The sequence below is a fragment of the Arsenicicoccus cauae genome (assembly GCF_043162025.1).
Lineage (GTDB): Bacteria > Actinomycetota > Actinomycetes > Actinomycetales > Dermatophilaceae > Arsenicicoccus > Arsenicicoccus cauae.
In genome coordinates this window covers 1,421,256-1,447,421 of the sequence record NZ_CP171001.1, presented here as the reverse complement: position 1 = coordinate 1,447,421, position 26,166 = coordinate 1,421,256, and the positions used below count along the sequence as shown (strand labels likewise).

The 26,166-nt window shown below is 73.4% G+C and carries 18 protein-coding genes; 10 read left to right on the top strand and 8 right to left on the bottom strand.

The window, feature by feature from the left end:
* Positions 1-27 precede the first annotated feature (27 nt).
* On the top strand, positions 28-1,374 hold the full coding sequence (locus ACF3NS_RS06815; protein WP_392468752.1) for a GntP family permease: 1,347 nt from the start codon (positions 28-30) through the stop codon (positions 1,372-1,374).
* A 249-nt stretch (positions 1,375-1,623) separates the two neighbouring features.
* Here ACF3NS_RS06815 and ACF3NS_RS06810 read toward each other — a convergent pair whose 3' ends face one another.
* The 4 genes from ACF3NS_RS06810 to ACF3NS_RS06795 all read right to left on the bottom strand — a co-directional run bounded on the left by ACF3NS_RS06810 (position 1,624) and on the right by ACF3NS_RS06795 (position 9,224).
* Positions 1,624-2,253, bottom strand: a complete 630-nt coding sequence (locus ACF3NS_RS06810) for a hypothetical protein (protein WP_154592364.1) — start codon at positions 2,251-2,253, stop codon at positions 1,624-1,626.
* The gene (gene treZ, locus ACF3NS_RS06805) at positions 2,250-3,992 is read right to left on the bottom strand and encodes a malto-oligosyltrehalose trehalohydrolase (protein ID WP_311966391.1); all 1,743 of its coding nucleotides are present in this window, start codon (positions 3,990-3,992) and stop codon (positions 2,250-2,252) included. Before treZ ends, ACF3NS_RS06810 begins: the two co-directional genes overlap by 4 nt.
* Positions 3,993-4,114: 122 nt before the next feature.
* Complete coding sequence (treY, locus tag ACF3NS_RS06800) at positions 4,115-6,484, bottom strand: malto-oligosyltrehalose synthase (RefSeq protein WP_392468749.1); 2,370 nt, start codon at positions 6,482-6,484, stop codon at positions 4,115-4,117.
* Between the two features lie 136 nt (positions 6,485-6,620).
* Positions 6,621-9,224 carry a DEAD/DEAH box helicase gene (locus tag ACF3NS_RS06795; RefSeq protein WP_392469091.1) on the bottom strand — a complete coding sequence of 868 codons (2,604 nt, stop codon included), beginning with the start codon at positions 9,222-9,224 and terminating at the stop codon, positions 6,621-6,623.
* A 169-nt stretch (positions 9,225-9,393) separates the two neighbouring features.
* Between ACF3NS_RS06795 and ACF3NS_RS06790 the strand changes: the two genes are divergently transcribed.
* Positions 9,394-10,356, top strand: a complete 963-nt coding sequence (locus ACF3NS_RS06790; RefSeq protein ID WP_392468746.1) for an L-lactate dehydrogenase — start codon at positions 9,394-9,396, stop codon at positions 10,354-10,356.
* 218 nt (positions 10,357-10,574) lie between these two features.
* Here the strand turns inward: ACF3NS_RS06790 and ilvA are convergent, their stop codons facing one another.
* Positions 10,575-11,861, bottom strand: coding sequence for a threonine ammonia-lyase IlvA (ilvA, locus tag ACF3NS_RS06785; protein WP_392468745.1), 1,287 nt, complete (start codon positions 11,859-11,861; stop codon positions 10,575-10,577).
* A gap of 281 nt (positions 11,862-12,142) precedes the next feature.
* Positions 12,143-13,333 carry a zinc-dependent alcohol dehydrogenase gene (locus tag ACF3NS_RS06780; RefSeq protein ID WP_392468742.1) on the bottom strand — a complete coding sequence of 397 codons (1,191 nt, stop codon included), beginning with the start codon at positions 13,331-13,333 and terminating at the stop codon, positions 12,143-12,145.
* 254 nt (positions 13,334-13,587) lie between these two features.
* Between ACF3NS_RS06780 and ACF3NS_RS06775 the strand changes: the two genes are divergently transcribed.
* The gene (locus ACF3NS_RS06775) at positions 13,588-15,762 is read left to right on the top strand and encodes a catalase (protein ID WP_392468740.1); all 2,175 of its coding nucleotides are present in this window, start codon (positions 13,588-13,590) and stop codon (positions 15,760-15,762) included.
* A 64-nt stretch (positions 15,763-15,826) separates the two neighbouring features.
* Here ACF3NS_RS06775 and ACF3NS_RS06770 read toward each other — a convergent pair whose 3' ends face one another.
* Both ACF3NS_RS06770 and ACF3NS_RS06765 read right to left on the bottom strand, forming a co-directional pair.
* Complete coding sequence (locus ACF3NS_RS06770) at positions 15,827-18,205, bottom strand: glycosyltransferase (RefSeq protein WP_392468738.1); 2,379 nt, start codon at positions 18,203-18,205, stop codon at positions 15,827-15,829.
* A gap of 4 nt (positions 18,206-18,209) precedes the next feature.
* Complete coding sequence (locus tag ACF3NS_RS06765) at positions 18,210-19,151, bottom strand: WcbI family polysaccharide biosynthesis putative acetyltransferase (protein ID WP_392468735.1); 942 nt, start codon at positions 19,149-19,151, stop codon at positions 18,210-18,212.
* An 89-nt stretch (positions 19,152-19,240) separates the two neighbouring features.
* On the opposite strand from ACF3NS_RS06765, the gene ACF3NS_RS06760 reads away from it, so the two are divergent.
* From ACF3NS_RS06760 to ACF3NS_RS06730, 7 genes are read left to right on the top strand one after another with little or no spacing between them, the layout of a single operon-like run.
* Positions 19,241-20,560, top strand: coding sequence for a glycosyltransferase (locus tag ACF3NS_RS06760; protein WP_392468732.1), 1,320 nt, complete (start codon positions 19,241-19,243; stop codon positions 20,558-20,560).
* Positions 20,557-21,702, top strand: coding sequence for a glycosyltransferase family 4 protein (locus tag ACF3NS_RS06755; protein ID WP_392468730.1), 1,146 nt, complete (start codon positions 20,557-20,559; stop codon positions 21,700-21,702). Before ACF3NS_RS06760 ends, ACF3NS_RS06755 begins: the two co-directional genes overlap by 4 nt.
* On the top strand, positions 21,699-22,751 hold the full coding sequence (locus tag ACF3NS_RS06750) for a hypothetical protein (protein ID WP_392468729.1): 1,053 nt from the start codon (positions 21,699-21,701) through the stop codon (positions 22,749-22,751). The genes ACF3NS_RS06755 and ACF3NS_RS06750 overlap by 4 nt, the downstream gene beginning before the upstream one ends.
* 11 nt (positions 22,752-22,762) lie before the next feature.
* Positions 22,763-23,611, top strand: a complete 849-nt coding sequence (locus ACF3NS_RS06745; RefSeq protein ID WP_392468727.1) for a glycosyltransferase family 2 protein — start codon at positions 22,763-22,765, stop codon at positions 23,609-23,611.
* Positions 23,608-24,255 carry a bifunctional 2-polyprenyl-6-hydroxyphenol methylase/3-demethylubiquinol 3-O-methyltransferase UbiG gene (locus ACF3NS_RS06740; protein WP_195849203.1) on the top strand — a complete coding sequence of 216 codons (648 nt, stop codon included), beginning with the start codon at positions 23,608-23,610 and terminating at the stop codon, positions 24,253-24,255. Before ACF3NS_RS06745 ends, ACF3NS_RS06740 begins: the two co-directional genes overlap by 4 nt.
* The gene (locus ACF3NS_RS06735) at positions 24,252-25,241 is read left to right on the top strand and encodes a hypothetical protein (protein ID WP_392468724.1); all 990 of its coding nucleotides are present in this window, start codon (positions 24,252-24,254) and stop codon (positions 25,239-25,241) included. The genes ACF3NS_RS06740 and ACF3NS_RS06735 overlap by 4 nt, the downstream gene beginning before the upstream one ends.
* The gene (locus tag ACF3NS_RS06730; RefSeq protein WP_392468722.1) at positions 25,225-25,962 is read left to right on the top strand and encodes a glycosyltransferase; all 738 of its coding nucleotides are present in this window, start codon (positions 25,225-25,227) and stop codon (positions 25,960-25,962) included. Before ACF3NS_RS06735 ends, ACF3NS_RS06730 begins: the two co-directional genes overlap by 17 nt.
* The last annotated feature ends 204 nt before the right edge of the window (positions 25,963-26,166 follow it).

Genomic DNA, 26,166 nt, shown 5'->3' with positions numbered 1-26,166 from the left:
GGACGCGCCGCAGCAAGGGGGCTGACCATGCTGATCGTCCTGCACACGACCACCGCCATCGTTCTGGTGATCCTGCTGATCATCAGGTTCAAGGTGGACCCGATCATCTCGCTGGTGCTCGCCTCGCTCTACCTCGGGCTGGCGAGCGGGATCGGCTTCGGCAAGGCGGTGGACGCCATCACCGGCGGCTTCGGCGACATCATGGCCAAGATCGGTCTGCTCATCGGCTTCGGTGTGCTCATGGGCGCCCTGCTCCACGCGATGGGGGCGTTCAAGACGATGGTCGAGGCCCTGGTCCGACTGGTGCCGCCGGGCCGCCTCCCCTACGCCCTGGCCATGGCGCTGGCGACGATCTTTCCCTCCATCTACGTCGACGTGCATGTGGTCCTCGCGGCACCCGTGGCCCGCTCCTCGGCGCCGTTCGTCGGCACGAGGGGGCTGCCGTTCCTCGCGGGCGCGCTCGGCACCGGCATCTTCTGCGGCTATGTCTTCGTGATCCCGGGGCTGGCGGCGATCTCCGTCGCCGGTCTGCTCAAGGTCCCCCTTGGCACCTACCTGCTGTACGGCATCGTGATCGGCCCCCTGACCGCCCTGGTCACGGTGTGGTTGTTCGGTCGGCTGCTGGCGATGGGCTGGTGGAAGGCGGAGCGCGACGAGGAGCAGTCCGAGGCGCTCGTGGAGTCCGAGCAGGCCGACGAGCAGGTCCCGGCCGAGCGGCGCCCCTCCCTGCTGCTGTCCCTGCTGCCGATCGTCGTGCCGCTGCTGATGATCGCCTTCGGTGCGTTCGCCGAGCTGCTGGACTTCTCCAACGACCTGATCGCCTTCATCGGGGACGCCAACGTCGCGCTCTTTCTCGGCCTGGTAGGCGCCTATGTCATGGCGCGGCGGTTCATCGGGACGGCGGCCACCAACGACGCCTTCGCGGACGGCCTGCACACCACCGGTGAGATCCTCCTGGTCACCGGCATCGGCGGGTCGCTCGGCGCGGTCATCAAGGCGACCGGTCTGGCCAAGGTGCTCGGAGGGTTGTTCTCGGTCAACCACTCCGCCCCCATCGTCCTCAGCATCCTGCTGGCCTGGGTCATCGCGGCGGTGCTGCACCTGGCGATCGGCTCGGTGTCCGTGGCCGCCATCACGGCGGCCGGCATCGTGGCTCCGATCCTCGGGTCGATCCAGGTGGCGCCGGTGGTGGTCGGGCTCGCCATCGCCTCGGGGTCGTTGTTCGCGCTGCAGGTCAACAGCAACTTCTTCTGGATGTTCAAGTCGCTGCTGGGTCTCTCGACGCAGGGAAGCCTCAAGACGATGACCACCGTGACGACCATCGCGTCGATCGTGTCGCTGCCGCTGACGATGGCGGCCGCCGTCATCGCCTGACACGGTGGGTGCCACGGGCCGCCGGCCTGCCTCGGTCGACCCCGGGTCAGCCCGAGAGGTGAGGGCGCCGGACCGGGAGCGCCTCTCGGCACGCGGCCGCTCGTAGCGGCTGAATTTGGGACCCGGGGCTACCGCGGCCCGGCGCCCCACCATTGTAACGCCCCCGGATGGTGAGGCTCTGATGCAACAAAGTTGGACCACACCCTCACGATCCGGGATGGGGCGTGGTGGGGGGCGGGGGACGGCGGGTCAGGTCAGGTCGCCCCCGCGCCACAGGCGGGCGCACGACTCGAGGTCCTCCCCCGTGGCGAGGATCGTCCCCGCCGATCGCAGCCACTCCGCCGGCGAGGTGACGGCGACCGCATCGCTGCGGTGGGCCCGCCCGGAGGCGACGACCCGACAGAAGGCGCCGGCGCGCTCCAGGGCGACGTCCAGCTCCCCGTCGTAGACGCCCGTCAGGATGGCGTCCGCCAGCGACCGGATCTCGTCGGGCCCGGGCGGCTCGGCCGCGCCCGCCACGGCGTGCAGGACGACGGCGTGCGGCATACCGGCCTGGTAGTCGGCAGCGGCCCCCTCGGGGTCGCGGCGCACCCACTCGCGCAAGGCGTAGAGCCGCCACAGCGCACCGGGCAGGGACCGCGCCGGGAGCTGCGCCCACAGCTCGGCCAGGGTGCTCAGGCCGATGTCCTCGACCAGGGTGACCAGGCGGGCCGTGACCTGCGGGTCCTCCGACGCGCGCCCGGTGTGCACGAGCACCTGCGCCGTCTCGTGCGCCACCTCGGAGACGACGGCGGGGTCGGGCAGCTGCCCGCCGTAGGCCTCCATCGCCTCCGGCGAGTAGAACGCCGGGCGGCGAGGCGGGGTGCGACGGTCGGTCATCGGGGACCGATCACGAGGGCGCCCGGGCCGTCGAGGCGGACCTCCTCGCCCGTCCCGGCGTCGTCCCACGACGCCACGACCTGCCCCCCGTCCAGCGAGACGTCGAGCGGGCCGTCCCCGAGGTGGGCGACCACCCGGTGGTCTCCGCGGTGCAGGACGGCCGTGCGGGCGTCGGGGTCCCAGTCCAGGGACACCTGGTCCATGGCGGAGTCACGCAGGTCGGGGACCTCGCGGCGCAGGCGCAGGAGCGTGCGGTACCACGCGAGCATGCGGGCGTGGACGCCCTGCGTGGGCTCGTCCCAGTCCAGGCGCGAGGCCTCCACGGTGCCGGCGGCCTGCGGGTCGGGGACCTCGTCCGCGCCCCAGCCGTGCGAGGCGAACTCGGCGGCGCGGCCCGCCCGGATGGCCTCGACGAGCGTCTGGTCCTGGTGATCGGTGAAGTACTGCCAGGGCGTTCCGGCGGCCCACTCCTCGCCCATGAACAGCATCGGTGTGAACGGCGAGGTCAGCAGCAGCGCGGCGCCGGCGGCGAGGCGGGCCGGGTCGACGCTCGCCGAGAGCCGGTCCCCCACCGCGCGGTTGCCGACCTGGTCGTGCGTCTGCAGGGAGGCCACGAAGCGCCAGCCCGGCACCGTCGCGCGGTCGATGGGCCGCCCGTGCGCGCGCCCGCGGAAGCTCGAGTAGCCACCGTCGTGGTAGAAGGCGCCGGTGAACACCTTGGGCAGCGCATCCGGTGACGCGAAGTCGGCGTAGTAGCCGTCGGTCTCGCCGGTGATGGCCACGTGCAGGGCGTGGTGGATGTCGTCGGTCCACTGACCGTGGATGCCGAGGCCCGCCGCCACGGCGCCCTCACCGCGCGGGGTCGTGGTGCGGGCGTCGTTGCGGTCGTCCTCGGCGATCAGGGTGAGCGGGCGCCCGACCTCGGCGGCGAGGGCGTCGACCTCGCGGGACATCTCCTCGAGGATGGGCAGGGCGCGGTCGTCGATCAGGGCGTGCACGGCATCCAGCCGCAGCGCGTCGAGGTGGAAGTCGCGCAGCCAGGTGACGACGTTGTCGAGCAGGTAGCGGCGCACCTCGTCGCTGCCGGGCCCGTCGAGGTTGACGGCGGCGCCCCAGGGGGTGTGATGCGCCTCGGTGAAGTACGGCCCGAACTCGCGCAGGTAGTTGCCGTCCGGCCCGAAGTGGTTGTAGACGACGTCCAGCGCCACGGCCAGACCCTTGCCGTGCGCCGCGTCGACGAAGCGCTGCAGGCCCGCCGGCCCGCCATACGGCTCGTGCACGGCGAACAGCGCCACCCCGTCGTAGCCCCAGTTGTGCACGCCGGGGAAGGCCGCGACGGGCATCAGCTCGACCGTGGTGACACCCAGGTCGACCAGGTGGTCGAGGCGCTCGATCGCGGCGTCGAAGGTGCCCTCGGGCGTGAACGTGCCGACGTGCAGCTCGTAGATCACCGAGCCCTCGAGCGTCTGACCCGCCCAGCCCTGGTCGGTCCAGGCGAAGGTCGCGGGGTCGTAGGGGGTGGTCAGGCCGTGGGGCCCGTCGACCAGGCGTCGGCCGCGCGGGTCGGGGCGCGGTTCGCCGCCGTCGAGGCAGAAGGCGTAGGGCGCGTCGGCCGCGACCGCGTCCGTCTCGAGGTGCCACCAGCCGCCCTCGACCCTGGACATGGGCAGACGCTGGTCCTCGACGGCCACCTCGACCAGGTCGGTGGCGGCGGGGGCCCAGAGCGTGTATGTCGTCACGATCGTGCCTTTCGGGGGTGAGGCGGGTGAGGCGGATGAGGCGGGTGAGGCGGGTGAGGCGGATGAGGCGGGTGAGGCGGATGAGGCGGGTGAGGCGGGTACGACGGGGAGGTCAGGTGGGCTCACGCACGGACGAGCAGGGCGACGGGGCGCTCGGTCAGGACGTCGGCGACCAGCACCTCGCCCGTCGCCGGCACCTGCACCTGCCGCCCGGTCAACCGGTCGGTCCAGGTGCCCGTCGGCAGCACGACCCGGGCGTCACCGAAACCACCCTCGCGGGCCAGTCGGTGCGGGGCCCGCGTCACGACCGTGGCGACCGAGGCGGCGCGGATGAAGCCGATGGCGTGCTCGGTCGTCGTGGTCAGGGGGACATAGAGCCCGGCGACGTCGAAGGCCTCGGGTCGCTCCCGGCGAAGCCGCAGCGCGGCCGAGGAGACGAGGAGCTTCTCGGCGGCGAGGCTGTCCGCCGGCTCGCCCGCGTCCAGACGGGCCAGGCTGTGCTGCAGGCCGTCGTAGTCGACCGGGCGGCGGTTGTCGGGGTCCACCAGGGACTGGTTGACGGTCTCGCAGCCCTGGTAGACGTCCGGGACGCCGGGCATCGTCAGCTGCAGCAGCTTGGCGCCGAGCACGAGCGCCCGGATGGGCTCGGCGTGGCTGCCCCACAGCGAGACGAGCGCGTCGTGGCGCTCGCCCGCCTGCAGGGCCTTGTCCGCGAACTCCAGCACCCGCGCCTCGTAGGCCTCGTCGCCGTCGACCCACGCGGTGTGCTGCTTGGCCTCGCGGACCGCCTTGAGCAGGTAGCCGTGGAGCCGCTCCGGGTCGATGAGGCCGACGCCCGCGATGGTCTGCCAGATCAGGTGCGCGGTGGGCTTGTCGATGCCGAGCTCGGTGGCCGCCGAGCGGAAGCGCATCGACAGCTCTTTCCAGGCCACGGGGTCGCCCGCGATGGCGAGGATGAACGCGCGGGTGTCCTCGCTGCGCTTGGTGTCGTGCGTGGACAGCGTCGTCATGCCGCGGGGCCAGTAGCGCCGCTGGTGCAGCGCCCACTCGTGCAGGGCGGCGGGCGAGGCGGTCTCGAGCGCCCCCGGGTCGCCGCCGACCTCGTTGAGGGCGATGAGGCGGTGCCAGCGATAGAAGGTGGTGTCCTCGATCCCCTTGGCCATCACCGGCCCCCACGTCTGCTGCAGCCGCACCGCGAAGTCGACGGCGTTGGCGTCGGCCTCCTCGGCCGTGGCCAGCTCATGCAGCTGCGCGAGCTCCGGCTCGAGGTCGGGGCGGGCGGCCACGGCTCCGTCATACGCCTCCTGCAGGCGACGACGAGCCAGGGGCGAGAGGCGCTGGTCGGGCTGGATGTAGGCGCGGTAGACCTCGCCAGCGACGAGCAGCTCGACCACGGCGAGCTGCAGACGGGTCGCGTCGGCGTCGGGCAGGGCCTCGCGGGCGCGGCGCACGAGGCGCTCGACCTCGGGCCCGAGGAGCTCCTCGACGACCTGGCGCTTGGCCTTGGTGACGTCACGCTCGACGTCGATGCGGCCGCCGCAGGCCTCCCACTGGGCGGTCAGCTCGGGCTCGGAGGCGGGGTCGACCAGCGCGGTCTGGACCGCGAGCATCGCGTCGTAGCCGGTGGTGCCGTCGCACGCCCAGTCGCGCGGGAGACGCTCGTGGCCCTCCAAGATCTTTTCCACCCAGATGATCGTGTCCTCGCGCGACTGGGTGCGCAGCCGGTCGAGGTAGCCCGCGGGGTCGGCGAGGCCGTCCGGGTGGTCGATGCGGAAGCCGTCGATCAGGCCGCGGTGGTTGAGGTCGAGCAGCAGGCGGTGCGTCTCGTCGAAGACGTCGTCCTCCTCCACCCGCACGGCGATGAGCTCGTCCACGTCGAAGAAGCGGCGATAGTTGAGGATCGACTCCTTTTGCCGCCAGGACGCGAGCTGGTAGTGCTGGCGCGCGAGCACGGCCTCCACGTCGTTGCTCTCCGTGCCGACCGCGATCGGGAAGACGTGCTCGAAGTAGCGGATGACCGGCTCACCGTCGAGCTCGTCGACGGTGATGTCGCCGGCCTGCAACGTGTTGACCAGGGTGTCCCCGAGGATGGGCAGGCCGAGGCGGCCGCCGCCGGACTTCCAGTCGATGTCGAACCAGTGCGCGGTCGTGGCGTCCCGCCCGTCCTTGAGGACCTGCCACAGCGGCCGGTTGAGGTGTTCCGGGGCGACGAGCGCCATGTGGTTGGGGACGACGTCGACGACGATGCCGAGGCCGTGCTCGTGCGCCGCGGCAGCGAGCCGCTCGAAGCCCTCGAGACCACCGAGGTCCTGGCTCAGCTCGGAGTGGTCCTGCACGTCGTAGCCGTGCTGGCTGCCCGTGACCGCTCGCAGGATCGGCGACAGATAGAGGTGGGAGATGCCGAGGTCCGCGAGGTAGGGGACGCGCGCCGCGGCGTCGTCGAACGTGAACTCGTGGTGCATCTGCAGGCGGTAGGTCGCCGTCACGGTCATGGAGGTGCGCACATCCTCGGGGGTGGCTGGGTGGGGTGGTCGTCCGCGACGGTGCGGCCACTCAGTCTTTCAAACAACCACCCCGTATGGCGAGGTGGCGCCCGCCGCATCCGCGCCCGCCGGCACCCGCGCAGGGTCAGGTCTTGTCGAGGTTGGTGGTGATCAGCACGAGCTCGCCGGCCTCGTCGGTCGCGTCGAGGTCGACCTCGGCCTGGATCCGCCAGTCGTGATCGCCCTCGGGGTCGTCGAGGATCTGGTCGACGAGCCAGCGCCCCGGCTCCCTGGTCACGATCAGCAGGGCCGGGCCACGGGCGTCCGGCCCCGTGCCGATCGTGTCGTACTCGGCATACAGGTCCTCGATCGCCTCCTGCCAGAGCTCGGCGTCCATCGGCTCCACGTCAACGGGGTCGAGGTCGGCGTCGGCGCGCGCCTGCTTGGCGACGGCGAAGGCGGCCGCGTCGAGCTCCGCGAGGTCGTTCCAGCGGCGCAGCGCGACGAGCTCGACCTTGCGGAACATTGCGGTGCGCACCATGACTCGCAGCGCTCGCTCGTTGGCGGACAGCGGCCGCGCGCCGCCGGGCAGAGGCGTCGACAGGGCGTCGAGCGCGGCCTGTGACAGCGGCTCGTCCTCACCGCTGGTGAGCTGCTCCCACTCCTCCAGCAGCGAGGAGTCGGTCTGGCGCACGACCTCGCCGAGCCACTCGATCAGGTCCTCCAGCTCGGTCGTGCGATAGCTCGCGGGCACGGTCTGGCGCAGCGCCTTGTAGGCGTCGGAGAGGTAGCGCAGCACCATCCCCTCGCCGCGGGCGAGGTTGTAGAACGCGACGAACTCCCCGAAGGTCATGGCGCGCTCGTAGAGGTCGCGGACGACGGCCTTGGGCGACAGGTCGTCCTCGCTGATCCACGGGTGGGACCTGCGGTAGGTCTCGAGGGCGGCCAGCAGCAGCTCCTCGAGCGGCTTGGGCCAGGTGACCTCCTCGAGCAGCTCCATCCGCTCGTCGTACTCGATGCCGTCCATCTTCATCTCGGCGACGGCCTCGCCGCGCGCCTTGAACTGCTGTGCCATGAGCACGCCGCGAGGGTCGTCGAGGGTGGCCTCGATGATCGACAGGACGTCCAGGGCGTAGGTCGGGCTCTCGGGGTCCAGCAGCTCGAAGGCGGCCAGCGCGAAGGTCGACAGCGGCTGGTTGAGGGCGAACCCGCGCTGCAGGTCGTCGGTGAGGACCACCTGCCGACCGGTCTCGTCGGGCTCTTCCAGCTGCGCCACCACGCCGGCGTCGCGCAGCGAGCGATAGATCTCGATCGCCCTGCGCTGCAGGCGAGCTCGCCGCCTCGGGTCCTCGTGGTTGTCCCGCAGCAGATCTCGTATGACGGGGAAGGGGTCGCCGTCACGCTGAATCACGTTGAGCAGCATGGAGTGCGTGACCTGCATGCGGGACTGGAGGGCCTCCGGCTCGGCCGCGCGGATCCGCTCGAACTGGTCCTCGGTCCAGCTGACCTGCCCCTCAGGTGCCTTCTTGCGCTGCACCTTTCGCTGCTTCTTGGGGTCGTCGCCGGCCTTGAGCAGCGCGCGGTGGTTGTCGATCACGTGGTCCGGCGCCTGGACGACCACGGTGCCCGCCGTGTCGTAGCCCGCACGCCCGGCCCGCCCGGCGATCTGGTGGAACTCGCGCGCCTTGAGCAGGCGCTGGCGGGAGCCGTCGAACTTGGTCAGGCCCGTCATGAGCACCGTGCGGATGGGGACATTGATCCCGACGCCGAGCGTGTCGGTGCCGCAGATGACCTTGAGGAGTCCTTGCTGCGCCAAGGTCTCCACGAGGCGGCGGTACTTGGGGAGCATGCCGGCGTGGTGCACGCCGATGCCGTGGCGGACCAGCCGCTGCAGCGTCGCGCCGAAACCCTTCGCGAAGCGAAAACCCTTGATCTCGGCCGCGATCGCCTGCTTCTCCTCCTTGGTGCACATGTTGACCGACATGAGCGCCTGGGCCCGCTCGAGGGCCGCCGCCTGCGTGAAGTGCACGACGTAGACCGGTGCCTCCTTGGCCAGCAGCAGGTCCTCGATCGTCTCGTGCACCGGCGTCAGGGCCCACTGGTAGGACAACGGGATCGGCCGCGTGGCGCTCGAGACGACGGCGGTGTCGCGGCCGGTCCGGCGGGCCAGGTCCTCCTCGAAGAAGGACGTGTCGCCGAGCGTCGCGCTCATCAGCAGGAACTGCGCCTGCGGCAGCGTGAGCAGCGGCACCTGCCAGGCCCACCCGCGGTCGGGCTCGCTGTAGAAGTGGAACTCGTCCATGACGACCTGGCCGATGTCGGCCCGATCCCCTTGGCGCAGAGCGATGTTGGCGAGCACCTCGGCGGTGCAACAGATGATGGGGGCCTGCGAGTTGACCGCGGCGTCGCCGGTCATCATGCCGACGTTCTCGGCGCCGAAGGCGTCGCACAGGGCGAAGAACTTCTCGCTCACCAGGGCCTTGATCGGCGCCGTGTAGTAGGTGCGGACGCCCTGGGCCATCGCCATGAGGTGGGCGCCCAGCGCCACCATGGACTTCCCCGACCCCGTCGGCGTCGCGAGGATGACGTTGGCCCCCGTGGCCAGCTCCAGCAGCGCCTCGTCCTGCGCGGGGTACAGCGTGATCCCCCGCTCCAGGGTCCAGTCGACGAAGGTCGAGTAGACCGCGTCCGCGTCGTAGTCGTCGGCGGTGCGGTCGGCGGGGGGTGGGAGCAGGTCGGTGAGCGTCATCGTGGACCCATCGTCCCAGATCGTTCGGGTGCGACCCCCACCCGCGGGCGCCCCGGCATACGGCGGGCAGGGCACGATCTCGAGCAGGCGGGGCACCGAGCAGGCTGCGCGACCACTGACCATCCGCCCTAGGCTGAGGTCGCACCGACCTCGACCCGGGAGCCCCGCGATGAAGTACGTCCCCAACAAGATCGTCCTCGTCGGCACCGGCGCCGTCGGCATGGCCTATGCCTATGCCCTCGTCAACCAGGGGATCTGCGAGGAGCTCGTCCTCATCGACCTCAACGAGGCCAAGTCCCGCGCCGACGTGCTCGACCTCAACCACGGCGAGGCCTGGGCCCCGAGCCCGGTGCAGGTCAGCTTCGGCAGCTATGCCGACTGCCAGGACGCCGCGATGGTCGTGATCTGCGCCGGTGCCGCCCAGAAGCCCGGCGAGACGCGGCTCGACATCGCCGACATCAACCTGCGGATCTTTCGCGAGATCGTGCAGCGCGTGCAGGCGTCCGGCTTCGACGGGATCTACCTCGTCGCCACCAACCCGGTCGACGTGCTGACCTACGCCACCTGGAGGTTCAGCGGGCTGCCGGCGGAGCAGGTGATCGGGTCGGGCACCACCTTGGACACCGCGCGACTGCGCTACCACCTCGGCGAGTTCTTCGAGGTCAGCACGTCCAACGTGCACGCCCTGATCATCGGCGAGCACGGCGACTCCGAGCTGCCCGCCTGGAGCGCGGCGTCGGTGGCCGGCCGCTCGATCAGCAGGCGCATCGCCGCCGACCCGGGGCTGCGCGACCAGCTCGACGCGATCTTCCAGCGCACCCGCGACGCGGCCTATCAGATCATCGACGCCAAGGGCTCGACGAGCTATGGCATCGGGATGTCGCTGGCCCGGATCACGCGCGCCATCCTCAAGAACGAGAAGTCGACGCTCCCCGTGAGCACCCTCCTGCGCGGCGAGTACGGCCACGAGGACGTCTGCATCGGCGTCCCCACGATCCTCAGTCGCGGCGGGGCCAGGCACGTGGTCGAGCTGGATCTCGACGAGACCGAGCAGGCAGCGTTCGACGCGAGCGTGGCGACGCTGCAAGGCTTCCGCGAGCGCGTCGACGCCCTCGCGAACTCTCTCGGGTAGCGCCCGCCTGCAGGGTTGGCCGCCAGGGCGATGACGGGCCGAGCGGTATGCCGGGAGCGCCCGCCGCCTGGCGGTGGTCGGCGTGAGGGCGCGCGGTCCGGCATACGAGCCCGGCCGGATCATCAGCTTGGGGGACGAAGCCCGGCCGATGCCCCTACCCCCGGCGGAATCATCAGCCTGGGGGACGAAGCCCAGTCGATGCCCCTACCCCCGGTAGGTCAGACGAGGAAGCGGTAGAAGGGGCTGTCGGGGTCGACACGCTCCACCCGGATCGGGCTCTCCTCCAGGCGTTGCAGCAGCCCGCCGATGTCCGACGGCCGTCCGAGCTCGATGCCCACCAGCGCAGGACCGATCTCGCGGTTGGAGCGCTTGACGTACTCGAACAGCGCGATGTCGTCGTCGGGCCCGAGCACCTCGTCGAGGAAGCGCCGCAGGGCGCCCGGCTCCTGCGGGAAGTTCACCAGGAAGTAGTGCTTGCGGCCCTCGTACACCAGGGAGCGCTCCACGATCTCGCTGTAGCGCGAGACGTCGTTGTTGCCGCCCGACAGGATCACGACCACCGAGGCGCCCGCCTCGACCTGGACGATCTCCTCGCGGTCACCGCCACCCAGCGCCGCCGCCGCGAGGGCCCCGGCGGGCTCGGCGATGATCCCGTCGATCTGGTAGAGGTCGAGCATCTCGGTACAGATCTTGCCCTCGGGGACCTGCACGAGCTCGGCCAGCCCGGCCGCGACGGCGTCCCGGGCGATCGGGTAGGTGACGTCGCCGGCACGCCGCACCGCCGCCCCGTCGACGAAGGAGTCGATGGCCGGCAGGGCGACCGGCTCGCCGGCCGACAGGGCCGCGGCCAGGCAGGCCGCGCCCGCGGGCTCGGCGCCGACGACGCGGGTCGACGGCGCATGCTCGGCCATCCAGGTCAGGCACCCCGCGAGCATGCCGCCGCCCCCCACCGGGACGACCAGCAGGTCGGGGGCGCGCCCCAGCTGGGCGACGATCTCGGGCGCGACGGTGCCCTGCCCGACGAGGGTCCGCGGGTCGTCGAACGCCGGCACCAGCGTCGCCCCGGTGACCGTGGCCTCGACGGCCGCGGCGCCCGCCGCCTCGTCGTAGGTGTCCCCCGTCACCACCAGCTCCACCGCGTCGCCGCCGAGGGCGAGCATGCGGTCGCGCTTCTGCCGGGGCGTGGTGCTGGGGACGAAGATCCTGGCCCGGATGCCGAGCCGGCGGCACGCGAAGGCGACGCCCTGCCCGTGGTTGCCTGCGCTGGCGCAGATGACCCCGGCGGCCCGTTGTCCGGCGTCCAGCTGCGCGATCAGGTTGTAGGCCCCGCGCAGCTTGTAGGACCGGACGGGCTGCAGGTCCTCGCGCTTGAGCCAGACCTGGGCACCGGTGCGCTCGCTCAGGCGCTCGTTGCGCTGCAGGGCTGTGGTCCGGACGACGCCCGCGAGCCGTGCGGCCGCTGCCTCGACGGCCGCGGCGGAGACGACGGGCAGCGCGGTGGTCATGGGCTCACCATGGCGCGCGCCTCTCGTCAGGCGGACCATCATCCCGTATGCCGGAACCTCCGCCTCCCCCACGCTGTCACGCTTGGATAACGCCTCGCGCGGGCAGGTAGGCCACCTGGGGGAATGAGCGAGAAAGCCCTTGGCTTTGGGCAACCTCTGCGACCGACGCTACGTCTGCAAGGTGTGTGAGCGGACGAGGGGGAGGCTCACACGCACCGCGAGGCGGTGCTGACGGACTTGGGGGTCGTCAGCACCGCCTCGACGTGCGTCCGGGTCAGCCCTCAGGCGCCGGGCTTGAGGACCACCTTGATGCAGCCGTCCTGCTTCTTCTGGAAGGTCTCGTAGGCGCCGGGCGCCTCGTCCAGCGACAGTCGGTGGGTCGCGAGCGTCTCGGTGCCGAACACGTCCCCGTCCTGACGGACGAGCTCGAGCAGCTCGTCGGTCCACCGGCGGACGTTGCACTGGCCCATCCGGATCGTGAGGTTCTTGTCGAACATCGTCAACATCGGCATGGGGTCGGCCGCCCCGCCATACACCCCGACGACCGAGACCGTGCCGCCTCGCCGCACCGCCTCGAAACTGCCGTGCAGCGCCGCGAGCTGGTCGAAGCCCACCGTCTCGATCATCGGCTTGGCCAGCGCCTTGGGCAGCCGCGGCACGACGTCGAAGGCGGTCTTGCCGGCCGGGGAGCCGTGCGCCTCCATGCCGACGGCCTCGATGACCGAGTCGGCGCCCCGGCCGCCGGTCATCTCGCGGATGGCCTCGGCGGGGTCGTCCACCTCGCGCATGTCGACGGTCTCGACGCCGAAGCCGCGCGCCATCGCCAGCCGCTCGTCCACCCGGTCGACGCCGATCACGCGGCCGGCGCCGAGCTGCAGGGCGCTGCGGGTGGCGAGCTGGCCGACCGGGCCGAGGCCGTAGACCGCGACGGTCGAGCCCGGCTCGACGTCGGCGTACTTCGCGGCCTGCCACGCCGTGGGAAGGATGTCGGACAGGTAGAGATAGCGCTCGTCGCTGCCCTCCTCGGGCACGACGACCGGGCCGTACTGGGCCTGCGGGACCCGGACGTACTCCGCCTGGCCGCCGGGGACGGCGCCATACATGCTCGTGAAGCCGAACAGCGCCGCTCCCTTGTCCTGGTCCTTGACCTGGGTGGTCTCGCACTGGGACTGCTTGCCGATCGAGCACATGAAGCAGTGGCCGCAGGAGATGTTGAACGGCACGACGACCCGGTCGCCCGCCCTGAGCGACCCAGCCTGGGAGCCGACCTCCTCGACGATCCCCATGAACTCGTGCCCGAGCACGTCACCGCGCTGGAGGAAGGGCGCCAGCACGCGGTAGAGGTGAAGGTCCGAGCCGCAGATGGCGGTGGACGTGACGCGGACGATGGCGTCGGTGGGCTGCTCGATCCGGGGGTCGGGCACCTCCTCGACCGCGACCTTCTCGACGCCCTGCCAGGTCAATGCCTTCACGATGGTGGTCCTTCCGCTCACGGGCCGAGCGACGGTGTGCCGAGGCCCTCCCCGGTGACGTACCCGCGGCGGATCGGCTGCAAACCCTGGGGACCGTTGTCACCGGGCGACCCGCCGCAGACAGCCCTGCGGGGATAGCCCCGCCCCCGACGGGTACGAGAGGACACAGCCGGACGCCAAGACGCGTGCACTCCCGGCCAGGCATGTCACACCACGTCGCCCCGTCCCCCGGAGGCGACCGTCAAGGAGGACCGATGTCGCACGACGCTTCTTACACGCCGCCCCTGGAGGAGCCCACGGACCCCCGCGGCCCGCTGCCCCCCACGCCCGACACGCGCGCCCCCGAGATGCGGACGGCCACCGGCGCCGAGGCCGGCAAGGACCCCAACGCCCGCGCCCAGCAGGGCGACTACCTGACCACCGCCGTGGGTCGGCGGGTCCCCGACACGGACCACTCGCTGCGCGCGGGCGACCGGGGCCCGACGCTCCTGCAGGACCACCACCTGCGGGAGAAGATCACGCACTTCGACCACGAGCGCATCCCGGAGCGGGTGGTCCACGCCCGCGGGACCGGCGCGCACGGCACCTTCACGGCCTACGGCTCCGCCGAGAGCATCACCCGCGCGGCCTTCCTCAAGAAGGGCGTCGAGACGCCGGTCTTCCTGCGCTTCTCCACGGTCCTCGGCTCGCGGGGCTCTGCGGACACCCCGCGCGACACCCGCGGCTTCGCCGTGAAGTTCTACACCTCCGAGGGCAACTTCGACCTCGTCGGCAACAACATCCCCGTCTTCTTCATCCAGGACGGCATCAAGTTCCCCGACGTCGTCCACGCGGCCAAGCCCGAGCCGGACCGTGAGATCCCGCAGGCCGCGAGCGCCCACGACACCTTCTGGGACTTCGTGTCGCTGCACACCGAGGCCCAGCACCACACGCTGTGGAACATGTCCGACCGGGGGCTGCCGCTGTCCCTGCGCACGATGGAGGGCTTCGGCGTCCACACCTTCCGCGTCATCGACGAGGCGGGCGCGACCAAGCTGGTCAAGTGGCACTGGAAGCCCAAGGCCGGCGTCCACTCCACCCTCTGGGAGGAGGCGCAGCTCATCATGGGCGGCGACCCCGACTTCCAGCGCCGCGACCTGTACGGCGCCATCGAGGGCGGTCACCTCCCGCAGTGGGAGCTGGGCGTCCAGGTCTTCGACGACACCGAGGACCAGATGTTCTCCGGCATCGACCTGCTCGACCCCACCAAGCTGGTCCCCGAGGAGCTCGCCCCCGTGCAGCCGGTCGGCCTGCTGACCCTGGACGCCAACCCGACGAACTTCTTCGCCGAGGTCGAGCAGGTCATGTTCAACCCCGGTCACCTGGTGCCGGGCATCGACGTCGTCAACGACGCCCTCCTGCAGGCCCGCCTGTTCTCCTACGTGGACACGCAGATCACGCGCCTCGGCGGCCCGAACTTCCAGCAGCTGCCGATCAACCGCCCGCACGTCGACGTCAACGACAACCAGCGGGACGGATTCCACCAGCACGCCGTCCACGCGGGCGTCGCGCCCTACCGCCCCAACTCCCTCGGCGCGGGCAATCCCTTCCCCGCGCCCGCCGAGCAGGGCGGCTTCGTGGACCACCCCGCCGTCGTCGCGGCCTCGCAGAAGGTCCGGGCGGTCCCGGCGTCGTTCGCGGACCACTACTCCCAGGCCCGGATGTTCTACCGCTCGATGACGCCGGTCGAGAAGGACCACATCGTCTCGGCCTACACCTTCGAGCTCGGCAAGTGCACGGTGCCGGTCGTCCGGGAGCGCCAGCTGCAGTGCCTGGCCAACATCGACGCCGACCTGTGCGCCGCGGTCGCCAAGGGCCTCGGCCTGCCGGCGCCCGAGGCCACGGAGAAGGTCGCCGACGTGGAGCCCAGCCCCGCCCTGTCCCAGGTCGGCAAGCCGTTCCCCGTCGACGGGCGCAAGGTCGGGATCGTGTGCGACGAGCTGAGCGACGACGCCACGGTCACGGCCCTGGTCAAGGCCGTGGAGAAGGCCTCGATGGTGCCCTTCGTCGTCGGCCCGCACGGCGGCCAGGTCGGGTCGGTCGAGGTCGACAAGACCTTTGCCACCGCCCGGTCGGTGGAGTTCGACGCCATCGTCCTCGCCGGGCAGATCGCCCCGGCGCCGGACGCCGTCCCGTCGTACGACGCCCGCAACGGCGACCAGTCCGCCCTGGGCACCCAGACCGACCCGCGCATCGCGCTGATGCTCGGCGAGGCCTTCCGCCACTGCAAGGCGATCGGCGCGGTCTCCGCGGAGGCGATCACCTCGGCGGGTCTGCCCGCCGACGCCAAGGGGGTCGTGGTGGCCGACGGCGCCGCGATCATCGACCAGGTGGCCGAGCTCCTGACGCTGCACCGCGTCTGGGACCGCTACCCCACCGTGGCGAAGTGACGGCGGCTCGACCGTCCGGCGGTCGCGACTGACGCAGGATGCACGTCCCGTGGGGCGGCCGGGCTCAGGCCCAGCCGCCCCACGCGGCTTCCAGGGGCGGTGGGTCGGTGACCGGCCGTATGCCGACCGCGGCCGACGACATCGCAGGGATGCCGTCATCGCCGCCGGCGCCGGTCTGCGAGCGGGGACGCGCGCGGTGGCGGGCGAGGTCCCGGGTGCGGCGGACGATGACGAGCTCGGTGCGGACCGGCCCGCGGTCGACGAGCTCGGTGAGGCTCCCGGCCAGCAGCACGGGAGCGGCCACGTCGACCTGCTCGCGGCAGCGGCGCAGGACCTCCCCCGAGGGCTCGCCCAGGTGGACGCGCGGGTCGCCGAGCAGGTCCTGCACGAGCGCGGCGTCGACGTCCCCCAGCCAGACCCCCGCGTCCGCGCCGTCCAGCAGCCCGGCGACGCAGCCGGCCACGGCGCCGGGACCGGCGTCCCCCACGTGCAGGCGCACCACCACGCGAGGGTAGGGCCAGACCAGACGCGGGTCGCGCGCGAGCGGGTCGGTGAGGACGCGGGCGAGGCGCAACGTCTCGAGGTCCTTGACGCGACGGTGGTCCTCGTCGTCGCGGCCCGCGAAGTCGGCGCCGTCGTGCCAGGCCACGGCCTCGGGGACGTGCCGCAGGGCGGCGCCCGCGAGCCAGCAGCGGTGCGCCAGGTCCCAGTCCTCGCCGCCGTAGCCCACGAAACCCGGGTCGAATCCCCCTGCCGCGTCGTAGAGCTCGCGCGGCAGGGCCATGACCGCGCTGATCACGAAGCGGTAGGACCGGTCGTCCGCGTCGCGCAGGTCGTCCGTCGCGGCGTAGGCCTCGCGGAGCCACCCCGGCTCAGGCAGCACCCTGGGGACGGCGCCGGGATGATCGGCGTCGGCCCCGTCGGCCCCGTCGGCCCCGTCGGCGACGTCGGCCAGCCAGGCGAGGACCTCGGGCGCCGGCACGCCGGACAGGTCGGCGTGCCGGCGACGCCCGACCGCCAGCGTCCCGCACGGCCCCTCCCCCGTCGTCACCGCCCCCACGAGCCGGGCCAGGTAGTCCGGCGTCGGCAGCGTGTCCCCGTCCAGGAAGCCCAGGACGCGCCCGGTCGAGGCGGTCGCCCCGAGGTGCCGGGCCGCGGAGGCCCGGAACCCGGCGTCGGGCTGACGCAGGAGGCGCACGGCATACGGCTGCTCGCGGAGCACCGGTGGCTGCGGCGAGCCGTCGTCGGCCACGATCACCTCGAAGGAGCCGGGCGGCAGGGTCTGCCGGGCCAGGGCGTCGAGCAGCAGGTCGAGCCCGCGCTGGTCGTCGTGGTAGGGGATGATCACGCTCGTCTCGGGGCGCGTCGACCAGTCGGCGAGCGTGGCGGCATACGCCTGGGCGGCGTCGTCGCGGCCGGGGCCGAGGACGACCTCGGGTCCCAGCCAGGTGACCGCCGGGTCCTCGAGCGCCTGCCCGACGGCGGCGTCGAGGTCGTCGTAGACGAGCAGGGCCCCGGGGCAGCGCACCTCGAGCTCCTCGACGTACCGCGACCGTGGCACGAGAGGGCGCCGGCCGGCCGCCAGCCACGTGTTGATCGACCCTGAGGCGGACAGGTGCCGGTGCGGCGCGACGGGGACCGCCACCGCCCGCAACGCGTCGAGGAGGTCCTGGTCGGGCACGAATCCCGTGACCCGGCAAGGGCGCCCGAGCTCGGCTGCCCTCGCCTCCAGCGACTCGACCAGGTCCTCGTGGCCGGGCGACGGGCGTCCGAGGCAGACGAGCCCGACGTCGGCGGGCTGGGCGGCCAGCGCCTCGAGCGCCTCCTCGTGGCCCTTGCCCGGATAGAGGAAGCCGAGGATCCCGACCTCGCGGCCCGTGGCGGGCGTGGCGGGCGTGTCGGGCGTGTCGGAGGGAGCCGGCGCGGCCGGTGGGTCGACGGGGAGCGGTATGACGGCCCTCGGGCGCGCCGTCACGAGACCAGGACGCCCCGCGAGGCGCAGGGCGTCGTCGAGCAGCGCCGCCTCGTGGTGGCTGCTCACGACCACGCCCCGCGAGGCGGCGACGATCTCGGCGTAGGCCCGGGCGCGCCGCTCGTGGGCCCCCGCCCCGTCCGAGGGCTGCGGCAGGTCGTGCAGGGTCACGGTCAGCGGCCACCGCCGGGCGAGGGGCGCCAGACGGGCGGCTGCCTCGGGCGCGGACCGGCCGAGGAGGCGGTCGGTGACGTGCACGTGGACGGGGGTGCCGGGCTCGTGCCCCTCGGCGACGAGGGCGGACGCCAGGTCTGCGGTGACGCCGTCCAGGAGGCGCACGACCGGCTGCTCGCGCAGGGCGGGGGTGTCGTGCAGCTCGAGCGCGCAGCGGGTCACCCCGTGCTCGGGCGGCCCGAGGACCAGGTGGACGGGCTGCGCGGGGGCGCGAGGCACCGCGGCCGGTCGGCTCACCGGCTCACCGGAGGCCCAGCAGCCGGGCGGTGCCGGCGTGGCGCTCCAGGGTGAGCCGGACGATGTCGGGGTGCTCGGCCAGCCAGGCCAGCTGGGTCTCGCGGACCTCGTCGTCGGGCACCTGCTCCCCGCGACGCACCCAGTGGGTTCGCGCCTCGGCGTCGAGTCCGAGGGCGTCGACCACCCGCGCGTCGAGCGGGGCGAACAGCTCGGACAGGAGGGTCCGACCGGGGTCCTCGGCGTCGGCGTCGAGGCCCAGGTAGGCCTGCACCCGGCGAACCAGGGCGACGAGCACGGTGTTGCCGGGGTGGTTGACGACGTGGCAGGCGTCGGCGCCCGCCCCCGCCAGGACGTCGGAGACCCGCAAGGTGCCCGCGGCGTCCTCGCGTCGGCGCAGCTCCTCGACGGAAGCGCGCGCGATCTCACGGATGCCGTCGGCGTCCAGGCGGTCGGGCGGTCGGGTGCCGTCGGCGGCCTCGAGCACGGTCCGCAGGTCGTGGTAGGGCACGGCCGGCGGGTCGCCGCTCTCGGGGGTGCGCACCAGCACCTGCCAGGGATAGAGCCCGGCGTAGAAGCAGACGGGGATCCGCACGACCCGGGCCCCGGGCGCCAGCGCCTGCGCGACCTGGGCGGTGCCGAGCGGCATACCGCGGTAGTCGTCCTTGATCGGCTGCCCGACGAGGACGTCGGTGCGCGCCAGCAGCAGACCGAGGTGGGCGACGTCGTCCTCGGTCATCTCGAAGACCGGTGGGACGCGCACGGACCGCACGCTGCGGGACGGCGCGGCGTCGAGCAGGACGCGCACCGCCTCGGCCTGGCAGTTGCCGAGGACGACGACCAGCGGGCCGTCCCCCTCGGGCAGGGGATCGATCCCGTAGAACTGCCCGTAGTGGCGTACCCGGCCGTCGCCTTCGTCCACCCGGGGACGAATGGAAGCGCTGTTCATGGGGTAACCGTACGCACGTCAGCCGAAGCGTGGAGCCTTGAGACCGTAGGTCCCGACCGCGTGATCCGACGAAGGCCGAGGTGTGTCCTGTGATCCGTGTCGCGAGCGTCCCCAGCGCACACCCGTATGTCGACCGCCTGCTGCCCCCCGCCGTCGGCGCGATCGGCGAGGTGGGCGCGACCGAGGCGCGGGCGGTGCGCCTACAGGACCCCCCGCCCCCCGGTCGGAGGGCCGGTGACGGGGTGTGGTGGCCCCCGATGGTGCTCGACCCCGTATGGCTCGTCGCGCACGCCGACGAGGTTGACGTGGTGCACGTGCACTTCGGCTTCGAGTCCTACAGCTGCGCGCAGCTGACGCTGTGGGCCCAGGAGCTGCGGCGGGTCGGCATACCGCTGGTCGTGACCGTGCACGACCTGGCCAACCCGCACCTGACCGACCAGCAGGCCCACCTCGACGCGCTCGGCGTGCTCGTGCCCGCGGCGGACGAGGTCATCACGCTCACGCCAGGCGTGGCCGCCGTCATCCGTGAGCGTTGGGGTCGGGAGGCGATCGTCCTGCCGCACCCCCAGATCGCGGACGACTCCTGGGTCCACCGCTCCGACACCGCCCGCCGCAACCGCCACCGGGGGCTGCGGGTGGGCGTCCCCCTCGGAGCCGTACGAGCCAACGTCGACCCCACCTCCTGGCTGGCGCCGCTGGCCGCCGCCGTGGGGGAGCTCGGGGGCTCCCTGGCCGTCACCGTCAACGACGAGGTGCTGGGCAGCGACGACCCCCGGCGGCTGGACGTCCTCGCGGCCGTCGAGACGCTGGCCTCGGCCACCCCGTGCGTCGAGCTGCGGATCCGCCCCCGGCTCGACGACGACGCGCTGGCCGCCTGGATCGCCGCGACGGACGTGGTCGTCCTCCCCTACGCCCACGGCACGCACTCCGGCTGGCTGGAGCTGTGCTGGGACCTCGGTGCCTCGTGCCTGTCGCCGGCGGTGGGGCACTACGCGGAGCAGCACGACGACGTGGGCTTCCACGCCGAGTTCCACGACCCCGGCACCGTCGGGACGGCCTTGCGGGGCCTCGTCGAGGACCGGACGCACGCCGGGGGCGAGCCGTGGCGGGTGCCCTGGGGCGACGCCACGCAGAGGCTGGCCCATCGGGCTCAGTCCGACGACCGCGCCAGGCAGCAGCACGAGGAGGTCTACGACCGCGTCTGCCGTCCGGGGCGGGCCGCAAAGGCCGCCGCCGACCAGCTCCCCGATCAGCGCACCGGCCGGCGAGAGCACGTCGAGCACCGTGTCGGCACGCTCAGCGAGACGGTCGGCGAGGGGGTGCGGTCGCCCGCCGCCGCACTCAGAGTTCTCGCCGGATCCACCCGCGTGCCCGTCGGGGCCACCCGCGTCGTCGTGGGTGGCTGGTGAAGCCCCGCCTGCGCGTCGTCGTCATCGCCCCGCACCGCCACCGCATCCGCGAGCCGTTCGCGGGCGGGCTCGAGGCGCACGTGTGGCACCTGGTGCGACGGCTGCGAGACCTGGGGCACGAGGTCGTCCTCGCGGCGGCGGAGGGGTCGGACGGCGTCGAGCCGGGGCTGGCCTTTCCCCGGCGGCCGTGGCGGGCCTCCCCGGCCGCCGCGGGCGACGTGTCCATGCCGGCGCCGGAGTTCATGGCCGAGCACCACGCCTACCTTCGCGTCATGCTCGCCCTGGCCGAAGGGAGGTACGGCCACGTCGACGTCGTGCACAACCACTCGCTGCACCACCTGCCGGTGGCCATGGCCAGCGCCCTGCCCGCGCCCATGCTGACGACGCTGCACACCCCGCCGACGCCCTGGCTCGAGTCCGCCGTCATGCTCGCCGACCCCCAGGACGGCAGCACGTTCGCCGCCGTCAGCGGCTACACCGCGGACGCGTGGTCGGTGCTGCCCCAGCGACCCACCGTCGTGCACAACGGCGTCGACCTCGACGAGTGGCCGCTCGGGGAGGGGGGTGACTGGCTGGTGTGGTCGGGGCGGCTCGTCCCCGAGAAGTGCCCGCACCTGGCGATCGACGCGGCCCGCCTGGCCGGCATGCGCCTGCGGGTGGCCGGCCCCCTCAGCGACCGCGAGTACTTCGCACGCGAGATCGCGCCCCGCCTCGGCCCCGACGTGCAGTACGTCGGGCACCTGGCCCACAACGACCTCGCCACCCTCGTGGGGTCGAGCGCAGCCGCGCTGGTGACGCCGTGCTGGGACGAGCCCTTCGGGCTCGTGGTGGCCGAGTCGCTGGCGTGCGGCACGCCCGTCGCGGCCTTTCGTCGAGGCGGCATCCCCGAGGTCGTGGCCGGCCCCGAGTGCGGTGCCCTCGTGGAGCCCCAGGACGTGGAGGCCCTCGCCGCGGCGCTGCCGCGGGTGGTGACGCTGGACCGCGCCGTCGTGCGCGAGCACGCTCGCTCCGCCCTGTCCGTGGAGCGCATGGTGAGGGAGTACCTCGACCTGTATCGCGAGCTGGCGCGCGGTGACGCTCCCGGCCCGCGCGGGCGCAACGCGCCCCGTGAGGTGGTCCGTCGCCTGCAGGTGGGCGCATGATCGGCTGGTACGTCCACCACCACGGACGCGGTCACCTGCACCGGGCGCGGTCGATCACCGCCCACCTGGACGACGAGGTCACCGTGCTCTCCACCCTGCCCCGCGAGGACTGGGCCGCCGACTGGGTCGAGCTCCCGCGCGACGACGTCGAGGGCGCCATCGACGCGAGCCCCGGGGGCCGGCTGCACTACGCCCCCGTCGGCAACCGCGGCCACACCGACCGCCTCGCGACCATCGCCGCATGGGTGCGCCGCGCGCGCCCCCGCCTGGTGGTCGTGGACGTGTCGGTCGAGGTCACCGTGCTCGTGCGGACGCTGGGGATCCCCGTGGTCGTGATGGCCATGCCCGGCGACCGCGACGACGCCCCGCACGAGCTGGGGCATGACCTGGCGCAGGGGATCGTCGCGCCGTGGCCGGGTGAGCTCTACCAACCCGCCTACCTGCGTCGACGGGCCCACAAGGTCACGTATGCCGGGGGCATCTCCCGGCACGCGGGCCGCCCGCTCCCCGCCCCCGACGACGACTCGCCCGTCGCTCCCTCCGGCCCGCCCGGCACCGGAGCGCGAAAGGTGCTCCTGCTCGGCGGTGCCGGCGGCAGCCGCCTGTCCCCCGCCGACCTGGACGAGGCCCGCGCGGCCACCCCCGGCTGGGCGTGGACCGTCGCAGGGCCCCTTGGGCGGTGGTATGCCGACGTCCTGCCCCTGATCACGTCCACGGACGTCGCCGTCATCGCCGCCGGGCAGAACTCCGTGGCCGACGTCGCCGCGGCGGGCCGCCGGGCCGTCGTGATCGCCGAGGACCGACCATTCGACGAGCAGCGCGCCACCGCGGGCGTGCTCCTGCAGCACGGGCTCGCCGTCGTCCGCGAGACGTGGCCGAGCGACTGGGCCGGCGTGCTGGACGAGGCGATGGCGCTCGACCCCGCCTGGGAGCGGTGGCGCACCGACGGCGCCGCCGTGCGAGCCGCCCGCGCCGTCGAGGCGGCGGCCGAGGGTGTCAAGGGGGTCGAGAGGGCCGAGGGGGCCACCCGCACGGTGGACGCGCCATGAGGGTGGTCGTCGTGACGATCGCCGCGGGGCGTCATACGCACCTGGCCGCGCAGCGGGCCCACCTGGCCGCCCTGCCCTCACCCCCCGAGCACGTCGTCGTCGCCATGGGAGACCCGCAGGTCGCCGGGGTGGTGGGCGCGGTGCCCGGCGTGCACGTGGTCGAGGTGCCGGCCGCGCCCGGGCACCTACCGCTCGCCCTGGCCCGCAACACCGGGGTCGAGCAGGCCCTGGAGCTCGGCGCCGACCTCGTCGTGCTGCTCGACGTGGACTGCCTGCCCGGGCGGGGCCTGATCGATGCGTACACCCGCGCCGCCGGCAGGCTCGAGCACGCGCTCCTCTGCGGGCCGGTCACCTATCTGCCGGCCGAGGCGGGGTCGCCGGCCCCCGGCGAGCTCCAGCGGTGGACCTCCCCGCACCCCGCGCGCCCGGCCCCGCGGGACGGTCGGCTCGAGCGGGGCGGCGACCACCGGCTGTTCTGGTCGCTGTCGTTCGCGTGCACCCCCGCCACGTGGCGGCGGCTCGGCGGCTTCTGCACCGACTACGACGGCTACGGCGGCGAGGACACCGACCTCGGCATGGTCGCTTCACGCGAGGCCGTCGAGCTCGTGTGGGTCGGCGGGGCCCACGCCTACCACCAGCACCACCCCGTCTCGAGCCCGCCCGTCGAGCACCTCGACGACATCCTGCGCAACGCGGCGACCTACCACCGCCGCTGGGGCGAGTGGCCCATGGAGGGCTGGCTGCGGGCCTTCGCGGAGCGGGGGCTCGTGACCTACGACGGCACCGCCTGGCGCCGCACCACCCCCGCCGGTGTCCCTCCCGGTGTCCCCGCCGCCATCCCCGAGGAGATGGCACGGTGACCTGGCAGGACTGGCACGCAACGGACTTCGAGGAGCGCTATCGCGCCGACCCGGACCCCTTCCGCGTGCGCACCAGCTGGTACGAACGCCGAAAGATCCAGGTCGTCCTCGCCTCCCTCACCCGTGAGCACTACCGCGCGGCCTGGGACATCGCTTGCGGCACAGGCGATCTCGCGCTCGCCCTCACCGACCGCTGCGGCCGGGTCAGCGCCACCGACGCCGCCCCCACCGCCGTCGAGCTGACCCGCGACCTGTTGCAGGACAAGGGCGCCGATGTCTCCGTCAGCGCGCTGCCGCGTCTCGCCGTGCCCGCGGCGTCCTTCGACCTGATCGTCGCGTCGGAGGTCCTCTACTACCTCGACGAGGCCTCCCGGCAGGCGAGCTACGACGTCGTCCTCGCCGCCGCCGCTGACCCGGAGCCCGGTCCCGCCCCGGAGGTCGTTGCTGTGCACTGGCGCCACCATCCGCACGACGCCCACCTGTCGGGAGCGCAGGTCACCGCCGAGCTCGACGCCCGCCTCGCCGCCGCCGGGTGGCAGCGGCGCGTGCGGCACGAGGACGCCGACTTCGTCACCGGGCACTGGGTCCGGCCGGAGTCCGCCAAGGCCGCCCAGGCCTCGCCCGACACCGAGGAGAGAACGTGACCACCGCCGACGCGCCGCTCTGCACGCTGGCGCCCTTCCCCGCCGCGCTGCCCGACGCCACCCTGGCAGCGCTGGTCGCGTCGCACGACTGGGCCGCCCTCGCCTGGCCGGAGCTGTTGAGCGCCCTGCTCGCGGTCGGCCGCACCTCGATCCCCCTCGGGCGCCTCGCCGAGGGCCACGTCGACGCCGTGCGGATCCTGGCCCAGGCGGGACGCGGGCCGCACGGTGGAGCGACATACGGCGTCTGGGCCTCGCGCTCGCACGCCACCGGTGTGCGCGCGACCCCGGTGGACGGCGGCTGGGTGCTCGACGGGACGCTGCGGTTCGCCTCGGGCGTGGGGATCATCGAGCGGGCACTGCTGCCGGTGTGGCTCGACGAGGAGCGGTCGGTCCTGCTCGACCTCGACGTCGGCGGCTGGCGGGGCGACGAGGACTCGTGGCGGACGCCCGCGATGGCCGACTCGCGCTCCCTGACCGTGCCCGTCGTGGGGGTGCCGGCGACTGCGGACGCGCAGGTCGGGGCCGAGGGCTTCTACCTCGGCCGCCCCGGGTTCTTCCCCGGCGGGGTCGGGGTCGCTGCCGTGTGGGCCGGGGGCGCCGCGCGCGTCGTCGACCTCACCGCGCGGGTGACGGCGGGCGCCCCGCCAGCCCCCGCCCGGACCGCCCGGTGGGGCCGCATCCGCACCGAGCTCGCCTGCGCCGCAGCGCTGCTCGACGCCGCCGGACGATCCCTGGAGGCGAGCGAGAGCGCCCCCGCCGCACCGGCCAGGGGCGCGGGTGGGCGCGGCCAGGAGCTGTCGACCGAGGTCCGTGCCGGCGTGGCCCGGGCGACCCGCGCCGTCCTGGAGGAGTGTCGGACCCTCGCCGGACCCGCCGGGATGGCCTTCGACGCCGAGCTGGCGCAGGCGCTCGCCGACCTGGAGCTCTACGTCGCGCAGCAGCACGCCGACGCCGACCAGGGCTACCTCGGTGCCCTCCCCCGCTGAGCCGGACGCCCCGCCCCGCCTGCTCGTCGTCGTGCCCGCCCACGACGAGGAGCGCCGCCTCCCCGCCTGCCTGACCGCCGTGGCCGCGGCGCTGGAGCGGTGGGGCGGTCGCGCCGAGGTCGTCGTCAACGCGCACCGGTGCACCGACGGCACCGCGAGGATGGCCCGGGCCACGCTCCGGCCCGGCGGTCCCCTGTCCGGGCTCGTCGTCGAGGACGACACCTCCGCCACGGTGGGAGGGGTCCGCGACCGGGCCGTCCGCGCGGCGCTCGACCGCTGGTCCCCCGACCCGTGCAGCACCTGGTTGCTGAGCACGGACGCGGACTCCGTCGTGCCCGCCGGGTGGGTGGCCTCGCTGCTCGACGCCGCCTCCGCGCGGTCGGCCGTGGCGGTCGCCGGGCTGGTCGAGCTGGTCGACTGGCGGGCCACCCCCGAGGCGCGGGCGGCCTACGACGCCATCGTCCGGGGGGGCCTCACCGGCCCCGACACCCACGAGCACGCGTATGCCGCCAACCTGGCCGTCCGCCTCGATGCCTACCTCGCGGTCGGGGGCTTCCCCTGCGTCGCGCACGGCGAAGAGACCGCGCTCCTCACGGCGCTCGCCGCTGCCGGGTGGCCCGTCACCAGCACCCGGGCGTCGGTGGTGCGCACGTCGGGGCGCATGCCCGGCCGCGCCCGCGAAGGCCTGGGCCAGCTGCTGCAGCAGCTCACCCGCCCCTGATCCCGCTCGCCCTCGTCTCGGCGTCCACCCTGCGTCTGGACGACCATCCCCCGTCTGCCCCCGCATCTCCCGTCTTGTGCTGCAACCCCAGGCAGGCAGCGGCGCCCGAGACGCAGAGCGCCGGCCGAGACGCCGGCCGCAGGGGCAGACGGGCGGCGCCGGCCGAGACGCACGCCGCCGCCCATGGCGGCGGCACGGGACGAC

What these genes read in the sequence shown, in the direction of transcription:
- ACF3NS_RS06765 (WP_392468735.1), bottom strand. Translation starts at nt 19,151, where the DNA reads ATGAACAGCGCTTCCATTCGTCCCCGGGTGGACGAAGGCGACGGCCGG.
- treY (WP_392468749.1), bottom strand. Translation starts at nt 6,484, where the DNA reads ATGACCGTGACGGCGACCTACCGCCTGCAGATGCACCACGAGTTCACG.
- ACF3NS_RS06790 (WP_392468746.1), top strand. Translation starts at nt 9,394, where the DNA reads ATGAAGTACGTCCCCAACAAGATCGTCCTCGTCGGCACCGGCGCCGTC.
- ACF3NS_RS06750 (WP_392468729.1), top strand. Translation starts at nt 21,699, where the DNA reads ATGATCGGCTGGTACGTCCACCACCACGGACGCGGTCACCTGCACCGG.
- ACF3NS_RS06815 (WP_392468752.1), top strand. Translation starts at nt 28, where the DNA reads ATGCTGATCGTCCTGCACACGACCACCGCCATCGTTCTGGTGATCCTG.
- ACF3NS_RS06795 (WP_392469091.1), bottom strand. Translation starts at nt 9,224, where the DNA reads ATGACGCTCACCGACCTGCTCCCACCCCCCGCCGACCGCACCGCCGAC.
- ACF3NS_RS06810 (WP_154592364.1), bottom strand. Translation starts at nt 2,253, where the DNA reads ATGACCGACCGTCGCACCCCGCCTCGCCGCCCGGCGTTCTACTCGCCG.
- ACF3NS_RS06775 (WP_392468740.1), top strand. Translation starts at nt 13,588, where the DNA reads ATGTCGCACGACGCTTCTTACACGCCGCCCCTGGAGGAGCCCACGGAC.
- ilvA (WP_392468745.1), bottom strand. Translation starts at nt 11,861, where the DNA reads ATGACCACCGCGCTGCCCGTCGTCTCCGCCGCGGCCGTCGAGGCAGCG.